The 16,782-nt window shown below is 47.5% G+C and carries 15 protein-coding genes and 1 other annotated feature; of the genes, 7 read left to right on the forward strand and 8 right to left on the reverse strand.

Annotated elements, in window-relative coordinates:
- Window positions 1-87: 87 nt before the first annotated feature.
- Entirely contained in the window at window positions 88-327 is a 240-nt protein-coding gene (locus KQI_RS29195) for a hypothetical protein (protein WP_010346289.1), read from the forward strand.
- A gap of 300 nt (window positions 328-627) precedes the next feature.
- Here the strand turns inward: KQI_RS29195 and KQI_RS0108185 are convergent, their stop codons facing one another.
- The 3 genes from KQI_RS0108185 to KQI_RS0108195 all read right to left on the reverse strand — a co-directional run bounded on the left by KQI_RS0108185 (window position 628) and on the right by KQI_RS0108195 (window position 3,219).
- Window positions 628-966, reverse strand: a complete 339-nt coding sequence (locus KQI_RS0108185; RefSeq protein ID WP_010346290.1) for a L,D-transpeptidase — start codon at window positions 964-966, stop codon at window positions 628-630.
- Between the two features lie 82 nt (window positions 967-1,048).
- Window positions 1,049-2,146: a ribosome small subunit-dependent GTPase A gene (rsgA, locus tag KQI_RS0108190; RefSeq protein WP_010346291.1), complete on the reverse strand. Its 1,098-nt coding sequence runs from the start codon at window positions 2,144-2,146 to the stop codon at window positions 1,049-1,051.
- Between the two features lie 476 nt (window positions 2,147-2,622).
- Window positions 2,623-3,219 carry a DUF2087 domain-containing protein gene (locus tag KQI_RS0108195; protein WP_010346293.1) on the reverse strand — a complete coding sequence of 199 codons (597 nt, stop codon included), beginning with the start codon at window positions 3,217-3,219 and terminating at the stop codon, window positions 2,623-2,625.
- 348 nt (window positions 3,220-3,567) lie between these two features.
- Here KQI_RS0108195 and KQI_RS0108200 point away from each other — a divergent pair, with 348 nt between their 5' ends.
- The 3 genes from KQI_RS0108200 to KQI_RS0108210 all read left to right on the forward strand — a co-directional run bounded on the left by KQI_RS0108200 (window position 3,568) and on the right by KQI_RS0108210 (window position 5,629).
- Window positions 3,568-4,548 carry a YpdA family putative bacillithiol disulfide reductase gene (locus KQI_RS0108200; protein ID WP_010346294.1) on the forward strand — a complete coding sequence of 327 codons (981 nt, stop codon included), beginning with the start codon at window positions 3,568-3,570 and terminating at the stop codon, window positions 4,546-4,548.
- 13 nt (window positions 4,549-4,561) lie between these two features.
- Entirely contained in the window at window positions 4,562-5,005 is a 444-nt protein-coding gene (locus KQI_RS0108205; RefSeq protein WP_007430122.1) for a DUF441 domain-containing protein, read from the forward strand.
- 111 nt (window positions 5,006-5,116) lie between these two features.
- Complete coding sequence (locus KQI_RS0108210) at window positions 5,117-5,629, forward strand: hypothetical protein (protein WP_010346295.1); 513 nt, start codon at window positions 5,117-5,119, stop codon at window positions 5,627-5,629.
- Between the two features lie 130 nt (window positions 5,630-5,759).
- On the opposite strand, the gene KQI_RS0108215 is transcribed toward KQI_RS0108210, so the two are convergent.
- Window positions 5,760-6,062, reverse strand: a complete 303-nt coding sequence (locus tag KQI_RS0108215; RefSeq protein WP_010346296.1) for a HesB/YadR/YfhF family protein — start codon at window positions 6,060-6,062, stop codon at window positions 5,760-5,762.
- A 586-nt stretch (window positions 6,063-6,648) separates the two neighbouring features.
- On the opposite strand from KQI_RS0108215, the gene KQI_RS0108220 reads away from it, so the two are divergent.
- Both KQI_RS0108220 and KQI_RS0108225 read left to right on the forward strand, forming a co-directional pair.
- Window positions 6,649-8,406: an ABC transporter ATP-binding protein gene (locus KQI_RS0108220; protein ID WP_010346297.1), complete on the forward strand. Its 1,758-nt coding sequence runs from the start codon at window positions 6,649-6,651 to the stop codon at window positions 8,404-8,406.
- Window positions 8,406-10,601 (forward strand): ABC transporter ATP-binding protein, encoded by a 2,196-nt coding sequence (locus KQI_RS0108225; RefSeq protein WP_010346298.1) that lies wholly within the window; start codon window positions 8,406-8,408, stop codon window positions 10,599-10,601. Before KQI_RS0108220 ends, KQI_RS0108225 begins: the two co-directional genes overlap by 1 nt.
- Window positions 10,602-10,763: 162 nt before the next feature.
- On the opposite strand, the gene KQI_RS0108230 is transcribed toward KQI_RS0108225, so the two are convergent.
- The 3 genes from KQI_RS0108230 to KQI_RS0108245 form a co-directional block, all read right to left on the reverse strand.
- Window positions 10,764-11,732, reverse strand: a complete 969-nt coding sequence (locus tag KQI_RS0108230; protein WP_010346299.1) for an S-layer homology domain-containing protein — start codon at window positions 11,730-11,732, stop codon at window positions 10,764-10,766.
- Window positions 11,733-11,899: 167 nt separating this feature from the next.
- A complete protein-coding gene (gene argS, locus KQI_RS0108235; RefSeq protein ID WP_010346300.1) occupies window positions 11,900-13,630 on the reverse strand; it encodes an arginine--tRNA ligase in 1,731 nt (576 codons plus the stop codon).
- Window positions 13,631-13,714: 84 nt separating this feature from the next.
- Window positions 13,715-14,005: a binding site (T-box leader), on the reverse strand.
- Between the two features lie 74 nt (window positions 14,006-14,079).
- Window positions 14,080-14,409: a four-helix bundle copper-binding protein gene (locus KQI_RS0108245; protein ID WP_010346302.1), complete on the reverse strand. Its 330-nt coding sequence runs from the start codon at window positions 14,407-14,409 to the stop codon at window positions 14,080-14,082.
- 258 nt (window positions 14,410-14,667) lie between these two features.
- Here KQI_RS0108245 and KQI_RS0108250 point away from each other — a divergent pair, with 258 nt between their 5' ends.
- On the forward strand, window positions 14,668-15,183 hold the full coding sequence (locus KQI_RS0108250; protein WP_010346303.1) for a MogA/MoaB family molybdenum cofactor biosynthesis protein: 516 nt from the start codon (window positions 14,668-14,670) through the stop codon (window positions 15,181-15,183).
- A gap of 67 nt (window positions 15,184-15,250) precedes the next feature.
- Here the strand turns inward: KQI_RS0108250 and KQI_RS0108255 are convergent, their stop codons facing one another.
- Window positions 15,251-16,714 (reverse strand): nicotinate phosphoribosyltransferase, encoded by a 1,464-nt coding sequence (locus KQI_RS0108255; protein ID WP_010346304.1) that lies wholly within the window; start codon window positions 16,712-16,714, stop codon window positions 15,251-15,253.
- Between the last annotated feature and the right edge of the window lie 68 nt (window positions 16,715-16,782).

The raw sequence follows: 16,782 nt of genomic DNA on the forward strand, positions 1-16,782 counted from the left end.
TTATGTTTTTATAAGGTGTTTTTAAGGTAATTTTAAGAAACGGGCTCTACAATAAAGCCATGAAATAACTCAGGTGAGGTGATTTTTGTGAGAACATTAATTACATTTCAAAACAAACGTATTCCCGTTTACTTCAATCAAGATAATAAGCAGCCTATGCAAAAAACACTAAAACTTCTAAGCAACACTTTGGAGAACAAAATCTCCAGCGGCAAGCGTGCCCTTCGGAAATGTCTTAACTCTTTGATCAGTATAGAGATTATCGGTTGTGAAGCCATCCTGCATAGCGTTAGTGAAAATGATTCATTGGCACTGTCCCTCTACTAAGAGGGACTATTTTTTTTGTCTGAACACAGACAAAAAAAGAGAGAGCTCTCCAGCACCCTCTCCAAATCAGCGGCTTTGAAACATCATATATGTAACGTTAGTCAAAGCTGTGAACGACAAAGAGGGCTCCAAACGAATTGAAGCCCGTGTCCATATTCAGCCCAAATCGTAACGGGTCAGCGCACACAGCTAAAAGACGCTGCGGTTTAGTATAATCCATGCTCACAGACTCAGCATATACTGGGATTTGCGATTTCATCGCCTGAATGTAAGGCAGACTTCAGACTTCTAAGTATATTGTTAAGACTGGATCGTTACTGGCGTGCCGATGCTGACCTTCTCCTGAAGCTCAAGTACATCCTTGTTGTGCATTCGGATGCAGCCATGTGACACCAACTGGCCAATGGACGATGGATCATTGGTACCGTGAATCCCATAATGCGGCTTGGACAGCCCCATCCAGAACGCTCCAAAAGGGCCGCCGGGATTGGGCTGTTTATTGATGATCGTAAATTGTCCATTCGGTGTCTGTGTAGCCAACTTGCCAATACCGACAGGATAACTAGCTACAATCTGATCGCCATCCTTCAAATATAAACGGCGTTCGGTTAAATCCACCACGATGTTGTAGTTCGGCATATGCTCACCCCTTTACACCATATGCCGATCACAACTCAGATTTTCTTGTATTTTTACCAAAAATGCTTCAATTCAGCTCGGCTTACCATTCCACATCCCGTCGCCAGCCACTTCGCTGATCCCTTCGGCCTGAGGTTGTGCCGGTACGACTATCCTTTCTCCGCCGATCCGCTTCCTTGCGCGCCTGATACTCCAGCTCCCGCTGCATCTTGCGATAATTGTTCACCCTGGATTCTGACAGCCCCCCTGTCTGTACAGCTTCCTCAACTGCGCATCCGGCTTCGCCCTTGTGCTTGCAATCTGCAAATCGGCATTTCTGCGCTATGTCAGTAATATCGGCAAAAGCATGAGCGACACCCATGGAATCATCCCACAGGTTAAGCTCACGCATGCCAGGCGTATCCAGCAGAACAGCTTGCTTGGCGATGGGAAAAAGCTGTCGGTGTGTTGTCGTATGCCGTCCCCGGCTATCCTCCTCCCTCACATCCTGTGTCTGCTGAATTTCAGCCCCGGACAGCCAATTTACAATCGTTGATTTGCCGCTCCCGGAAGAACCTGTTAAAGCAACGGTACAGCCGGGTTGAAGAAACGCCTCCAACTGCTCTCTGCCTTCGTTTTGCAGCGCAGAAATAACGATGACAGGTACACCGGGAGCTACCCCCTCCGCTTCTGCGATCCGTGCCTCAACATCGTGACAAAGGTCGCTCTTACTCAACACGACCACCGGGTTCACCCCACTATTCCAAGCCATAATCAAATACCGCTCCAGTCTGCGCATATTAAAATCATGATTCAACGCATTTACGAGAAAGAGGGTATCCACATTGGTCGCTATCAGTTGCTCCTTCGTCTCAATACCCGCAGCTTGTCGGGATATTCGGCTTTTGCGCGGCAGAACGGCATGGATCACAGCATCCGACACTTCATCCGTTGTGCTGATCGCCACCCAATCCCCGACAGCTGGCATCTCGACGAGATCATCAATGATATGACGCAGCTTGCCAGAAGCAGCTCCCCAGCGTTCCCCATCCATCGTTATAAGCTTAACTTTTTGCCCATAATCGGCGATCAAGCGGGCAGGCCGCAGCTGTGAATGTCCCGCACGTTCCTCAAAACTTTGTTTCCATTGGTCCCAATAACCGTTCCACTCATCAGACCAACCGTATTCATGTATACTCATTGTTTTCCTCCTGAAAATCATCTTTTGGATTGCAGTGTTATTCGATATGTGCACATTTTTCCTCCCGCAAGCAAACAATGCAAAAAATCCGCAGGGAAACCCCTGCGGAGAGTATGCGGCTGAAGCCAATGTAATTCGTGTTCGTTACGTAAACAAGCGGCTTATGCGCAAACCGCTCTCAGGAACCAACAACCATATACAAGGACACCTAACCGTAAAAAAATCCGCAGGGAATCACTCCCTGCGGATTTCGTCGGTTCTACTGTCCAACCAACTGCCAAGCCAGGACTATATATTATACAGTCTTAACTGAGCATCGTCCGTGCGGGAGACAAGTCATTCTGCTGCTGAACCCATCCATTCTTGTTCGTACGCATATAACATCGCCTCCTCCTAAAATTTCCTTTATCATACAAGTCGATAAATCGTCTGTCAAGCCTGCCGCAAAACTTTTTTCAAATTTTTTTGAGTTTCGTTTAGCGCACCTGATCCCAGCGCGTCCACATCTCACGTGGATTCAATTCGTACATTTCCCGTTCCCTGTACATAAACTGATGCATAATCAGTTCACGCCGAATCGTCGCAAAATCGTCATGGTACTGTTTAATCCACTTGTTTAATTCACGTTCAGGATACACGCGGCCCGGCTCCAGCTTTTCAGCCAGCATCTGAAGCACGATCAGTTTTTTCTTGTATTGTGCAGGAATTTGGCGCAGCTTGCCATCCTTGGCAAAAAAATTACGTAAAACCGTCGCCTCCATTGTTTCATTAAGCTCTGACATCTCTTCCTCACCCTCTCCCTTTTCGAAGATAAAACGTACCGTCGCCTCGGCATGCTGCCGGATCAGCTCCGGATTCAATGTAAAATACACCGTATTTTTATCCCGTCGTTCTTTGATTAATCCAGCCTCACGAAGTTTGGAAGCATGATGCGTAACGGTCGGTTGGGATAAATTCAGCTTTTTCGCCAAAGCCTGACCATGCATCTCCCCACGGGACAACAGGAGTAATATGCGCATACGCGTCGGATCAGCAAGCGCTTTATGATAATTGACCATCTTATCCAGCTGCATCGTGACTAGCACCTCTTTTCCTTAATCCAAACTTGCTCTACAAAAATCGATACTTGCTCTACAAACGAATTCAACCACAAAATAGATATTCATCTAATTATATGTTTGTTAAAACTACCTGTCAATCATATCCTTCCATCACTTCTTCCTGAAAACGGCTGGATATTATGTACGCATTGCGGTAGGATTATTATTTGAAAAACTTCTTACATACCCGTGCATTTTGCATCAATCCATGGCACAGCTTTCATTGATCAAAATATAAATCCGAATGATTCTGAATGATGCACAATGCTAATCCTGCGAAATACTTACGCAGTAGACCAATACAATTGGAGGTTCCTCTATATGTACGACGTAATTATTATCGGTGGCGGTCCATGCGGGCTATCCGCTGCCATCGAATGCAGCCGCAAAGGTTTGCAGACCGTCATTATTGAAAAAAGCAACATTGTTCACTCTATTTTTCTGTATCCGACCAACATGCAGTTCTTTAGCACCGCCGAACTGCTGGAGATCGGTGATGTTCCGTTCAGCACCCCCAACGACAAGCCTTTTCGTCATGAAGCTTTGACGTATTACCGTAAAGTAGCGACACATTATAACCTGAACATTCAGCATTATGAGGAGGCTCGATCCATCGCTCGTCAGGATGACGGTACATTTACCGTTCATACCATGAGCAAGCGTGGAATACCCCAATCGTATTCGTCCCGCTATGTCGTAGTGGCTACAGGATATTTTGATCATCCGAACTATTTGGGCATTCCCGGGGAAGAATTAGATAAAGTCACTCACTATTTCAGCGAAGCCCATCCATATACAGGAACCCGTGTCGCGGTTATCGGCGGCAGTAACTCCGCAGTAGATGCAGCGATGGAATTGGTACGGGTCGGGGCTACGATTGATATGGTATACCGTCGGACCGAGCTGTCTCCCTACATCAAGCCATGGGTTCGTCCACTATTCGACAGTATGGTACAAAAGGGGAAAATTACGCTGCACTTAGGTGCTCGTATTACCGAGATCCATCCAGATCATGTAGTAGTCACTCCGCTGGAGGCCGAAGCGTTCAGACTGGAAAATGATTTTGTGCTGGCACTAACCGGGTTTCACCCGGAACGAAAACTACTGGAATCTGTCGGCGTCCACATGGCTGAAGATCTGGACAAACCCGAGTTTGATCCTGCCACGATGGAAACGAATATACCTGGTATATATGTGGCAGGCGTGATCGCTTCCGGCAGCAATGCCAATGAAGTATTCATTGAAACAGGTCGCTGGCATGGTCGCCAAATCGCTGAGCATATTCAAAGCCAAACGAACTAAGGAGAACACCTAAATGGATTACAGCTCACTTATTTTACTGGCGCTGGCCGGTCTTGGAATTATCAGTGGCAATTCCACAGTGACCATCGCTATGGTCGTATTATTGCTACTGCGGGTAACCAGTTTGAATTCAGCTTTCCCTTGGCTTGAAAAGTACGGTTTGACGATCGGAATTATCATGCTGACAATCGGGGTCATGACCCCGCTAGCCAGCGGTAAAATCAGCATCAATCAAGTGATGGAGTCCTTTCTGCACTGGAAGTCACTGCTCGCGATTGCCATCGGCATCCTGGTAGCCTATCTTGGCGGTCGCGGAGTAACCCTAATGTCCGGTCAGCCTATCATTGTGACAGGTCTGCTCATCGGGACTGTCATTGGTGTCGCCTTCTTTAAGGGTGTTCCTGTAGGGCCGCTTATTGCTGCCGGATTGCTGTCTCTGTTGATCGGCCGCTCCTAAATCCTTGGCTTGTGCTGTGAATGTAAGCAATCTGCATATCGGGCTGAATTCAGTCCCTCTTTTGTGTTATACTCTTATCGCATAATTTGGTAAATGCAGGAGGCTTGACCGATGTCTCGACAATTTGTAACGGAAGCTGTAATGGTGGCCATATACGGCCAGTTGCTTACATCTCCCGCCCCTGTTGAATATATAGTTCCTTACACATCGCTGCTGGAGCTATACGAATTCCAGGATAGCACGGAGCCTCTCATGGATAATCCTATGGACGATCAGCATGTGAAGCGAAAGGTAAGCGAGCTCATCAACTATTTTGAAGAACCATTGAATCAGAAAAAAATACGGCGCGCCCTTCAGATGCCCTGGGCCAAAAGCTTGCCTATTTTATTCGACGCGAACACCTCGCTCATTGTTATTAATGCTGTGGACACGGCGCACTATGGGGAGTATTTTGATCCGATCGAAACTGAGCTGGTACTGACTGCCCAGCGTGAAGCATTGCCCATTTTAACAGATCAATTGGATTGGATTCACCGCATTATTGAAGCTTCTGTACCCGTACATGTATATGACATTGATGATTTTGATTTTGCGGTCGATGATCCGATGTTTAACAATCCTTAACATATGTCATACCTCCTTAAACGCAATAAAGCGGCGGAATATCATGTGCAGGTTTATCCCCTGTAGCACGATGCTCCGCCGCTTCTTCATGTCCACAAACAACTCTTGACATTATTTTAACGCTGGGACATTACACTTGCGTTTCCTCAGTGTAGGTATAAACAATGTCGTCATGTTCCTCCAAATACTTGACTTGCAGATCATGACCCTTCAGATACCAGTAATCCTGGTCCTCCATATAAAACGTAATGCCTGCCGCTTCATGCTGCAATACAGGATGCTGCGGGGGCTCTACGGCAATTCCCAAAGAAAAACCTGGATGCAACCCGCCGCCAGAACTGTAACGAACAAAAAAACGGATCGAATCACCGTGATTCAAACCAAGCTCCTTCACGTACCACTGTGCCGCAGGTTCAGTTACCTGTATACTCATTCGCTATGCTCATCTCCTTGTACAATGACATCCTGCCAACTATATCATAGCATCTTTTGGAATGACCACCAACCGCCCTGCTCTAGCCAGCTTTTTTTGAATAAGCCATATACATCTTTTTGAAAAAGGTTTGACAATTCGCAAAAAAGGGTGTTAAGATTCAACCATACGAGATCCATTTTGAAATTTATTACAATTTGAACGATGACTTATGTAAAAATGAACCCATTTTGAAGAGAAAGGAGTGTTACCGGTGCTAAAATTTCACATTGTATTTCATCCACATCTGCACACACAACAACTTCATACCGGAGCATCTCCCCTGTCGCATCCTTCAGAATTGGGCCATTCACATTGTATGGTTTAATACGAGTGGTTGTCTGTGTTTCAGCAGTTTTTCAGTGGTGAGTATGCTGAATAACCTGCGCACTATATGATATTGAGATTTAAGGCATATCGTCTGCGGATGGTATGCCTTTTTTGCGCCTGTTTTTCCGGATGAATCTATGGCAGCACACAGCAATTGTTTTTTTCAAAATGGCACATAACTCTCGCATGAGCTTGTTACGAAAGGATGGGATTCCTCTTGTTTTCGGTACTCAAAAATTTAAGCTGGTTTTTTAAAAAAGAACGAAGCCGATATACCATCGGATTGTTTATGCTGATAGCCGTTGGTATTGTAGAGCTGGCTCCTCCTCGGCTGTTAGGCAGCGCCATTGATGAGATCGTGCGTGGTACGATTTCCTGGTCCTCCCTTTGGCGTTATATTTTTATGATCTTGGGCATTCTCGCCGTCATCTACTACGTTACGTACATATGGATGCACAAGCTGTTTGGGGGTGCCAATCTGGTAGAGCGTCTGCTGCGCACGCGCTTTATGAATCATCTGCTGCGGATGACGCCGCCTTTTTTTGAGCGCAATCGTACAGGTGATTTAATGGCTCGGGCCACGAACGACCTGCGTTCCGTAGCTAGTACAGCGGGCTTCGGCATGCTGACATTAACAGACTCCACAGTCTACCTGGCCGTTGTACTTGTTGCCATGGGCACCCTGATTAGCTGGAAGCTGACACTGGCGGCTATCCTGCCGCTGCCTTTTATTGCGCTGGCCATGAGCATTTACGGCAAAGCCGTTCACGAGCGCTACACACTTGCACAGGATGCATTTGGCGATATGAACGATCAGGTGCTGGAATCAGTGGCAGGTATCCGGGTCATTCGCGCCTATGTGCAGGAGCGGATGGATGAAAAGCGTTTTGCAGATATTACCGAGGATGTGTTTCGTAAAAATTTGGCAGTCGCCCGAATGGACGCTCTCTTTGAACCAACCATCCGCCTGTGCGTAGGACTTAGTTACGTCATCGGCCTTGGTTATGGTATTTATCTGGTATTTCATAACGATATTACGCTGGGCGAGCTGGTCTCCTTTAACATGTATCTGGGAATGATGATTTGGCCGATGTTTGCCATCGGTGAGCTGATTAACATCATGCAACGCGGCAGCGCTTCTCTGGATCGGGTCAATGAAACGCTCAATGTCCAGCCAGACGTACAGGATGCAGCCCACCCCGTATCGGTTAGCCGTCCTGAGTCCATTACGATGAACGACGTTACCTTCCGTTATCCCATCTCCACTGTTGATAATTTGTCGCATATGAGCCTGGAGTTGAAACGTGGTGAAACGTTAGGCGTTGTCGGTCGAACTGGCAGCGGAAAGTCCACTTTGCTCAAACAACTTTTACATGAGTACCCGACAGGCAGCGGTGATATTTTAATCTCTGGCATAAGACTGGAGGACATTGCCGTCGAACAACTGCACAGTTGGATCGGCTACGTACCGCAGGAACAAATTTTGTTTTCCAAATCGGTACGCGAGAACATTCAGTTCGGTAAGCCTGGTGCAGATGATGACGACATCATGGAAGCTATCCGCACGGCTGCCTTTGATCAGGACCTGGGCACCCTGTCCGATGGACTGGATACACTCGTCGGGGAAAAAGGGATCGCCCTGTCCGGCGGGCAGAAGCAACGTGTCTCACTGGCGCGCGCCTTTATCGGTGACCCGGATATTCTGGTGCTCGACGATGCACTGTCTGCAGTAGATGCCCGGACGGAAGCACGTATTATCGAAAATATCCGGCGTAAGCGCTCGGGTAAAACAACCCTGATCTCCACTCACCGACTCTCGGCTGTCGAACATGCAGACCGGATCGTCGTGCTGGAGCAAGGACGCATTATTGAGGAAGGAACCCACAGTGAGCTGCTTGAGGCTGGCGGTTGGTACCGGCAGCAGTATGAACGGCAACAAGTGGAATCTGATCTGACCTCAGGGGAGGTATCCTAATGAAACCCAATATCGGCAAAAGGCTGTTCCAGTACGCCCTGACGAGCAAAGCAGGTTTTATTGCTGCACTCATCGCACTGGCTATTGGAGTAGCCGCCGAGCTGGCCGGACCCTTCATTGCCAAAACGATGATCGACGACCATATGCTCGCTATAGAAAAACCATTTTATGAAACAACGAGTGTGGACGGCACTGTAGGCTTTGCCGGAACCCACTTTAAGCGTGAAGACCGCTTTGAGCCCGGAGAAGCCAAAGGCCGCGAAGCGAGGATTTTACAAGTTGGCAAATCCTTTGTATTTGTTGATGGCTCGGTGCAGGTGGCTGACGGCAACCGCTCTTTTGCCAACGGTACGCTGACGGTGACACGCGGCTCCGATACCTTTCGCTATGAAGCCAAAGCTTTGACTGCTGATGAGCTGTATAGCTTTTACAAACCGGAAATGCCCGGCATCTTTCAGCTGATTGGCTGGTATTGCTTCTTTCTGGTCGTTTCGATCTTTGCCGAGTTTGGCAAAACGTACTGGCTGCAATCCTCTGCCAACAAGGTCATTCAGAAGCTTCGGCTGGACCTCTACGCACACATTCAGCGCTTGCCGGTTTACTTTTTTGACAACCTGCCCGCAGGCAAGGTCGTATCGCGTGTTACGAATGACACCGAAGCGGTAAAGGACTTGTTCGTAGCTGTACTGTCAAACTTTACCTCCGGTATTGTGACGATGGCAGGAGTATATGTTGCCCTCTTCCTGCTGGACTTCAGACTGGGCCTAATCTCCTTGTTCATTGTGCCGCTGCTGATCTTGTGGATTGTGTTATACCGCAAGGTTGCCACCCGCTATAATACGATCATTCGATCCAGGCTCAGTGAAATCAATGCGATTATCAATGAATCCATTCAGGGGATGTCCATTATTCGTGTATTCCGTCATCAGAAGCAAACGCAAACCGAGTTTGAAGAATTGAATGATGACTATATGAAGCATCAGAATAAAATGCTGAATTTGAACGCTTTTACTTCGCACAATTTGGTCAACGTGTTGAGAAACCTCGCCTTTGCTGTGGTGTTATGGTATTTCGGTTCCAAGGCGCTTGGCACCACAGACAGTGCGATATCGCTAGGTGTCCTGTATGCCTTCGTCGATGTGCTGGGACGACTGTTCCAACCTATGACAGGTATGGTCAACCAACTCGCCGTACTGGATACGTCTATCGTGTCCTCAGGACGGGTATTTGAACTGATGGATGAAACCGGAGAGCCCGTGACGGACGGCACCATGCCACGCTACAAAGGGAAGGTAGCATTTGACGACGTATCTTTTGCCTATAAAAAAGATGATGTGCTTAAGCACATTTCCTTTACAGCACAGCCCGGCCAAACGGTTGCCCTGGTCGGACATACCGGATCAGGAAAAAGTTCGATTATTAATCTGCTGTTCCGCTTCTATGATCCGCAGAAAGGTACGATCACCATTGACGGAACGCCTGTCAAGGAAATCCCTAAGCAATGGCTTCGCCATCATATGGGCATTGTTCTTCAAGATCCGTATTTGTTCACAGGTACGGTAGCCTCCAATGTCAGTCTCGAAGACAGCCGCATCACCAGAGAACAGGTCGAGAAGGCGCTGCATGACGTTGGAGCTGACAAACTGTTAGCCCATTTGCCGCAAGGCTTTGATGAACCCGTTATTGAAAAAGGCAGCACGTTATCTGCCGGACAACGCCAGCTTATTTCCTTTGCGCGTGCGCTGGCCTTCGATCCAGCTATTTTGATTCTGGATGAAGCTACTGCCAATATTGATACCGAAACGGAAGCGCTCATTCAATCTGCCCTTGAGGTGCTAAAAAAGGGGCGCACGACCTTTATCATCGCTCACCGTTTGTCGACCATTCGCAGCGCGGACCAAATTTTGGTGCTGCACCGGGGTGAAATTGTAGAGCGCGGTAGCCATGAGGAGCTTATGGCTCATCGTGGTCGTTATTTCCAAATGTATCAGCTTCAGTCGGGAACGGTTGGAACAGATGCAGCCTCATCGCCTGCTGCACCATCTGTACAGGATAATCGGCCTACCGGAAAAAATACGGTGACTGCAATGGCTACGGTCTCCTCTGGAACATCCGACAACCAGTTGGGTTCCAGCTCTTCGCAGAAAGCAGGTTCCGGTCAAGGCGACCCCGGCTTGGCTGGCGGAAACGCTTAAGTCGGCTTGTAAAGCTGAAATAAACGATATTGCCTTGGGCAAATGTCTCGCATGATGCATTAAAATTATGCATTAAAAAAAACCAGCAAGTTTCCATTAGATATAGGAGACTTGCTGGTTTTATTTTTATATATGCTACATTCCCTGAATAGGCTACAGACCTTATTTAGCTACCGATGTACCTGTTCCTGCGGGTGGAGATACTGTTCCTTCTACGGCTTTGAGTGTGACCTTAAATTTGCTATCCACTAATGTACTAGTGTGGGTATCCGTAATGACCTGGATGTTCATTTCTCCTGGCTTTGGACTTGTTAGCTTGTAGTAAATGACTGCATTCGTACCATCTACATAGTCGATATGATCCACTTCAATGCCGTAACCCGGATTAGGTGCCTGCAAACGGGTAATTGTCACCTTGTTCTGCTGGTCATTCACCTTCTCTATGCTCATACTAATACCGTTTTGTTGAACCGGATCTGAAGGCTCGGCCGGATTTTCAGGAGTGGCTTCAACCGGTTGATGATTTTGCACAAATTCAGATGCGTTATAGACCATTTCCGCTGCCTCCATCCGGGTTACTTTTCGATCCGGATTAAAGTTGCTCTGTTCGTCCAATTTGGCAATTTTGGTCAACAGCAGGAATTGAACTGCTTCGCTTGAATCCTGGTCCAGCTTTTTGCTGTCCGCTACATTCACGTACATACGAACAGTTGGGTATTCTCCTGTGGCAATCACTGCTTTATACAGAATGTTTGCGAATTGTCCCCTTGTCATGCGGGTGCTCGGGTCAATATCTGGTGACAAAGGGATTTGATGTTGAACTGCAATCCGGTAGGACTTGGTATACCAGGCTGAAGCGGGAATGTTTGCAAAGGAACCGGTTGTGAAATCAGGCATGACCTGCAGATCCATGGCATTAACGACCATATGCACTCCTTGCGCATATGTAAGCGTTTGATCAGGTGCAAACTTGTCCTTGGTTATTCCCTGAATAATACCTTTCTCCTGAAGCGAATTTACGATATTTTCCTGTTCAGCTCCTTTTATATCACGAAAAGCAGAAGCCGACGTTGCCACTGCCAATGAGCAGATGATGAGCAGAGCAACTGTCACACTTTTATTTTTTGTCATGTGGTGCACCTCCATTTTTACTATATTCTATAATTACCGACGCAATAAGAGTGGCAAATGTTTCACATATGCACAAAAGGATTGCAAAACAGCGCAGTTCTTGCGCTTAGTGTAACCTGTTAAGCTCTTTTCTGCTCACAATCTTTGCAGCCCTTTAATCGCTTTGTTTACATCCGGTTAGGCGCTTTCAGCCCAAGAAGCTGCAGCGTACTTGCCAGAATATCCGCAGTTTGTTCCGCCAGCTGAATACGCCACCGCCCACCATCAACAATCCGTTCCTTGGCGTAAAAACGGTTGAACGCTTGGGCCGTATCCAACGCAAATCTCGCTATAACCGAAGGCTCCAACTGTCGAACCGCACGTATCAGTTGTCCATGATAACGATCCAGTTGCTTAAGCAACGCCCAACCTGCATCACCCAGCATCTCACTCGAGGCGTCAGTCAATTCAGAGGAATGCTTCTCCTGCGCTGGGGCGGTGCCGTTAAAATCAGAATGAGCAGCAACATGAGTGCGCGCGTGAGCTTTTTCCAGAAGACTGCGTATACGCGCATGAGTGTACTGCACATAAGGCCCGGTCTCGCCCTCAAAGGTGAGCGCCTCCTCCAGTGAAAAATCGACTTCATTAAGACGATTGTTTTTTAAATCACCAAAAATAATCGCTCCAATCCCAACGTCCTCAGCTATTTCCTGTTGATCCTGCAAATCAGGGTTCTTCTGCGTGATAATGGCTTGAGCACGCGCTACAGCTTCATCGAGCACCTCCTCCAGCTTCACAACCTTGCCGCGTCTCGTAGACATTTTCTTGCCTGCGAACCGCATCAATCCAAATGGCACATGCTCACATTGCTCCGCCCATGTCTCCCCTGCACGCTTCAGTACCGCAAATACCTGCTGAAAATGCAACCTCTGCTCCCCGCCAACGACATATAGCAGCCGATCAGCCTTCATCACCTCATGACGATAGATCGCTGTTGCCAGGTCACGTGTCGGATAAATGGTGGTGCCATCCTTTTTCAAAATAAGGCACGGTGGCAACTCCTCCTCTTCCAGACGAACCACGAGTGCCCCGTCGCTTTCCTCCAGCAGTTCTTTCGCTCTTAATTGGGCAACAACTGCTTGCATCTTATCATTATAAAAACTTTCCCCTAGCACATGGTCGAATGTAATGTTCAAACGCTGGTACATGCGATCAAATTCACCCAGACTGACCTCAACAAAAAACTCCCATAGTCGCTGTGCCTCGGCATCCCCATGCTCCAAACGCCGGAACCACTCGCGGCCTTCTTCCTCCAAAGACGGGTCATGCTCGGCCTCCTGATGAAAACGCACATATAACTTAAGCGACTCTCCAATCGGGTCCTGTTGTAACTGCTCCTCATTACCCCATCTTTTATAGGCGGCAATTTGCTTGCCAAATTGTGTTCCCCAATCTCCCAGATGATTCACGCTAATAGGAACATGTCCCGTTTCCCCCAGAATGCGATACAGGGCAGCACCGATGACAGTAGAGCGAAGATGGCCGATACCAAATGGTTTGGCGATGTTAGGTGAGGACATATCAATCACCACCCGCTGTCCATGCCCGATATCTGGCTTGAGGAAATCAGGCTTGTTCAATTCAGCCAGCATAAGCGGAATCTGAACAGACCGATTCAGTGTTATATTTACATAGGCACCAGCAGCCGAAGCACTTAAACCTTCCTCATGGCTTATTGCCTCCGCCAATTCAAGCGCAATTTGCTGTGGAGACTTGCGAAGCTTTTTAGCCAGCACAAAACACGGAAACGCCAAATCTCCCCATTCCGGCTGCGGAGGTATCTCCAATAAAGATAAAACTTCCTTCTCCTCCAAGCCCGTATGGGTCAATAAAACATTAGCAGCAGCCTTTAACAACATGTTTTCTCTCTCCTTCTCTATTAAGATTTCAGGATTTTGCAAAATCCTTGTCTAACAAAAAAAGCTCCCGCCTCTTGACATAATTCAAGAGACGAGAACTTCAATATCCCCGCGGTACCACTCTTCGTAAATCGGGCCTGCGCAGTTAAAGCTAACTTGCACAAATCGCCGATTTCACTCCAATGACGAATAACGGTGTCTGCCGGGCTGATCTACTAAAGGAACTACACTCAAGGGAGTCTCCTGAATGTACTTCATGATTCGACCAACCATCTCCCGGGTGCGCTTCACATCAAACCTCATACCGGCTCCCACCTTTTCCGGCTCGCTGTAATGATCAGGCTTCAATGCTACTCTCCCATTCCACGACGTTAATTTCCCATCATTATACAAATCTATTCAGTAGAAAGCAACCTTTTATTCTTCAGGCACTAACTCCATATATGTAATTACACCGCCACCAATTGGCGGCAAGCCTGAAAGCAACGACGGCAGACTTCTGCACATTGTTTGCAATGATCATGGGTATGCTTGCTGCATTCGGCAGCGCATACTTCACAGGCATGAGCACACAACTCACAGATTTGCTCGGCGAAATTGGTTCCGTGCTCCAGCATTTGAGCAGCAAACCCGCATATCTCCGCACATTCCCTGCTCACTCGGATACATTCACGCAACATGGCCAAATCATATTCCTTTAAGCTCGCTACATTGCAAACATTGCAAGCGTTCAAACATTCCAGGCAAGCATCTACACATTGTTGGTATGAATGATTCATGTTACATTCCCTCCCAGTTGTTGACCCTGCTGTACTACCTACTAACGAATGAGATTAACTCCATTGGTGTTCACGCTTTCAAGAATATAATACCAAAATGCTCCGGCTTATGTAAGGAAGTGTACTATATTCCAATACATGAACGCAAGGGTATTCATCACAAGGCTTTGTTTCTTCCGCTTTTGACTTGCATACAAGCCACCATTCCTCTATTGTAAAAAGAGTATGCTTAACCACCACCAAGGAGTGAACATAGCAATGAATATATCTTCTGTAGAGGAACATCGACGGGAAGCTCCGCAGCGGGTTAGCTGTATGGTCATCACCGTCTCCGACACACGCACCGAAGAAACAGATACTGGAGGACGATTGCTTATAGACTTGCTGGAAACCGACGGCTATGAGGTTGTCCGATACGTCATCGTCAAAGATGACTATGAAGGCATCCGGCAATTGGTATCCGAAGCTGTCGAACAAGATGATATCGAGGCTGTGCTTTTGACAGGAGGCACCGGTATTTCTCCTCGGGATACCACCTATGAGGCCGTCTCCTCCCTGCTGGATAAGGAGCTGCCTGGATTTGGTGAAATCTTCCGCTACCTAAGCTTTGCCGAGGATATTGGTTCGGCGGCTATATTAAGCCGTGCTGTGGCCGGTACGATAGGCAAGACAGCCGTATTTTCCATGCCTGGCTCACGTGGAGCCATACGTTTGGCGATGGAACGCATTATTGTACCTGAGCTGCGGCATGTCATGAGAGAAATTTATAAGTAACTCTCTTTTTTCATAATCGTCGCAACACAAAAAGGCACCCCATACATTCATGAGGTGCCTTTTCATGCTATTCCTTTTCTTCCACTTCAGGCTGCATATAGCTGTCGATCAGCTTTTGCTTCAACCCCCACACCTTTTCGCTAAGATTAACGCGGTAAATTTCAGGGTTCAGCTTCCGCAAATATTCTGGCCAAAACAGCTTCAACTGTGAAGCATGGTAAGCCCGAATTTCATCCAGTTCGGGAAGCGCATATACCTTCTGTCCGTTTACGAAAATGGGTTCAAGCATCGGTACGGCTTCGTAATTTTCTACATATTTTTTCATATATGGATGCAAAGGATTAAACAATTTCAGACGCTTTCCATTACGCGGACGCTCTTCGTCCGGAAAAGAAATATAATCTGCAACGGCTTTCCCCTTCTTTTTGTCCACGATGCGGTATACATCCTTTTTGCCCGGTGTGGATACTTTTTCCGGATTGCCCGAAATCTTAATCGTCGGCAGCATCTCACCATCCACTTCCCGCTCAACCAGCTTGTACACTCCGCCAAGTGAAGGTTGATCCGAAGCTGTAATAAGCTGTGTTCCCACACCCCATACATCAATACGCGCCCCTTGGGCTTTCAAATTAAAAATCGTATTTTCATCCAAATCATTGGAGGCTACAATTTGTACGTAATCCAAGCCTTCAGCATCAAGCATTTCCCGCGCCTGAATGGATAGATAAGCCAAATCACCGCTATCCAAACGGATCGAATTCATGCGCTTGCCCTGGCTCTCCAGCATCTTCGCTGTGCGAATCGCATGAGGAACACCGCTTTCCAACGTATCGAAGGTGTCTACCAGCAGCGTAACCTGATCTGGCAAAACCTTGGCATATACGTCAAAAGCCTCCTGCTCCGACATAAAGGTTTGCACCCATGAATGGGCATGCGTTCCCTTCGTCGGAATCCCAAAGTGCTCTCCTGCCAGCATGTTGGACGTCGCGTCAAAGCCCGCTACATAAGCTGCGCGTGCCCCCCAAATCGCCGCATCTGCTTCCTGTGCACGCCGTGTGCCAAATTCAAGCAGCGTGTCGCCATTGGCCACCTGTTTAATACGTGATGCCTTGGTGGCGATCAACGTCTGGTAATTCATAAAATTCAGTATCGCCGTCTCCACAAGCTGCGTTTCCATAATCGTTCCCTCAACGCGTATCAGAGGCTCGTTCGGAAAAACGAGAGCTCCTTCCTTCATTGAATGAACCGTCCCGCCAAATCTAAACTGCAGCAAAGCCTCCAGAAACATAGGATCATAATTCTCTTCCTGTTCCGATAGGTAGCGAATATCCTCTTCTTTAAAACGCAAGTTTGAGATGTAATTCACAATGCGTTCCAAACCAGCGAACACCGCATAACCATTGCCAAAGGGCAGCTTACGGAAATACGCCTCGAACACAGCTTTACGCTGGTGACTTCCGTTCACCCAGTGGGCGTACATCATGTTAATCTGATATTTATCTGTATGTAATGCGAGGCTCGTTGATTGCATTGTATTCATCCTCTCTGACTGTCACCGGTTTTGCGATTGCGACGGCGTACCGCCTTATCTATCCAGTT

Origin of the sequence: Paenibacillus peoriae KCTC 3763 (genome assembly GCF_000236805.1) — a bacterium.
Taxonomy (GTDB): Bacteria; Bacillota; Bacilli; order Paenibacillales; family Paenibacillaceae; genus Paenibacillus; species Paenibacillus peoriae.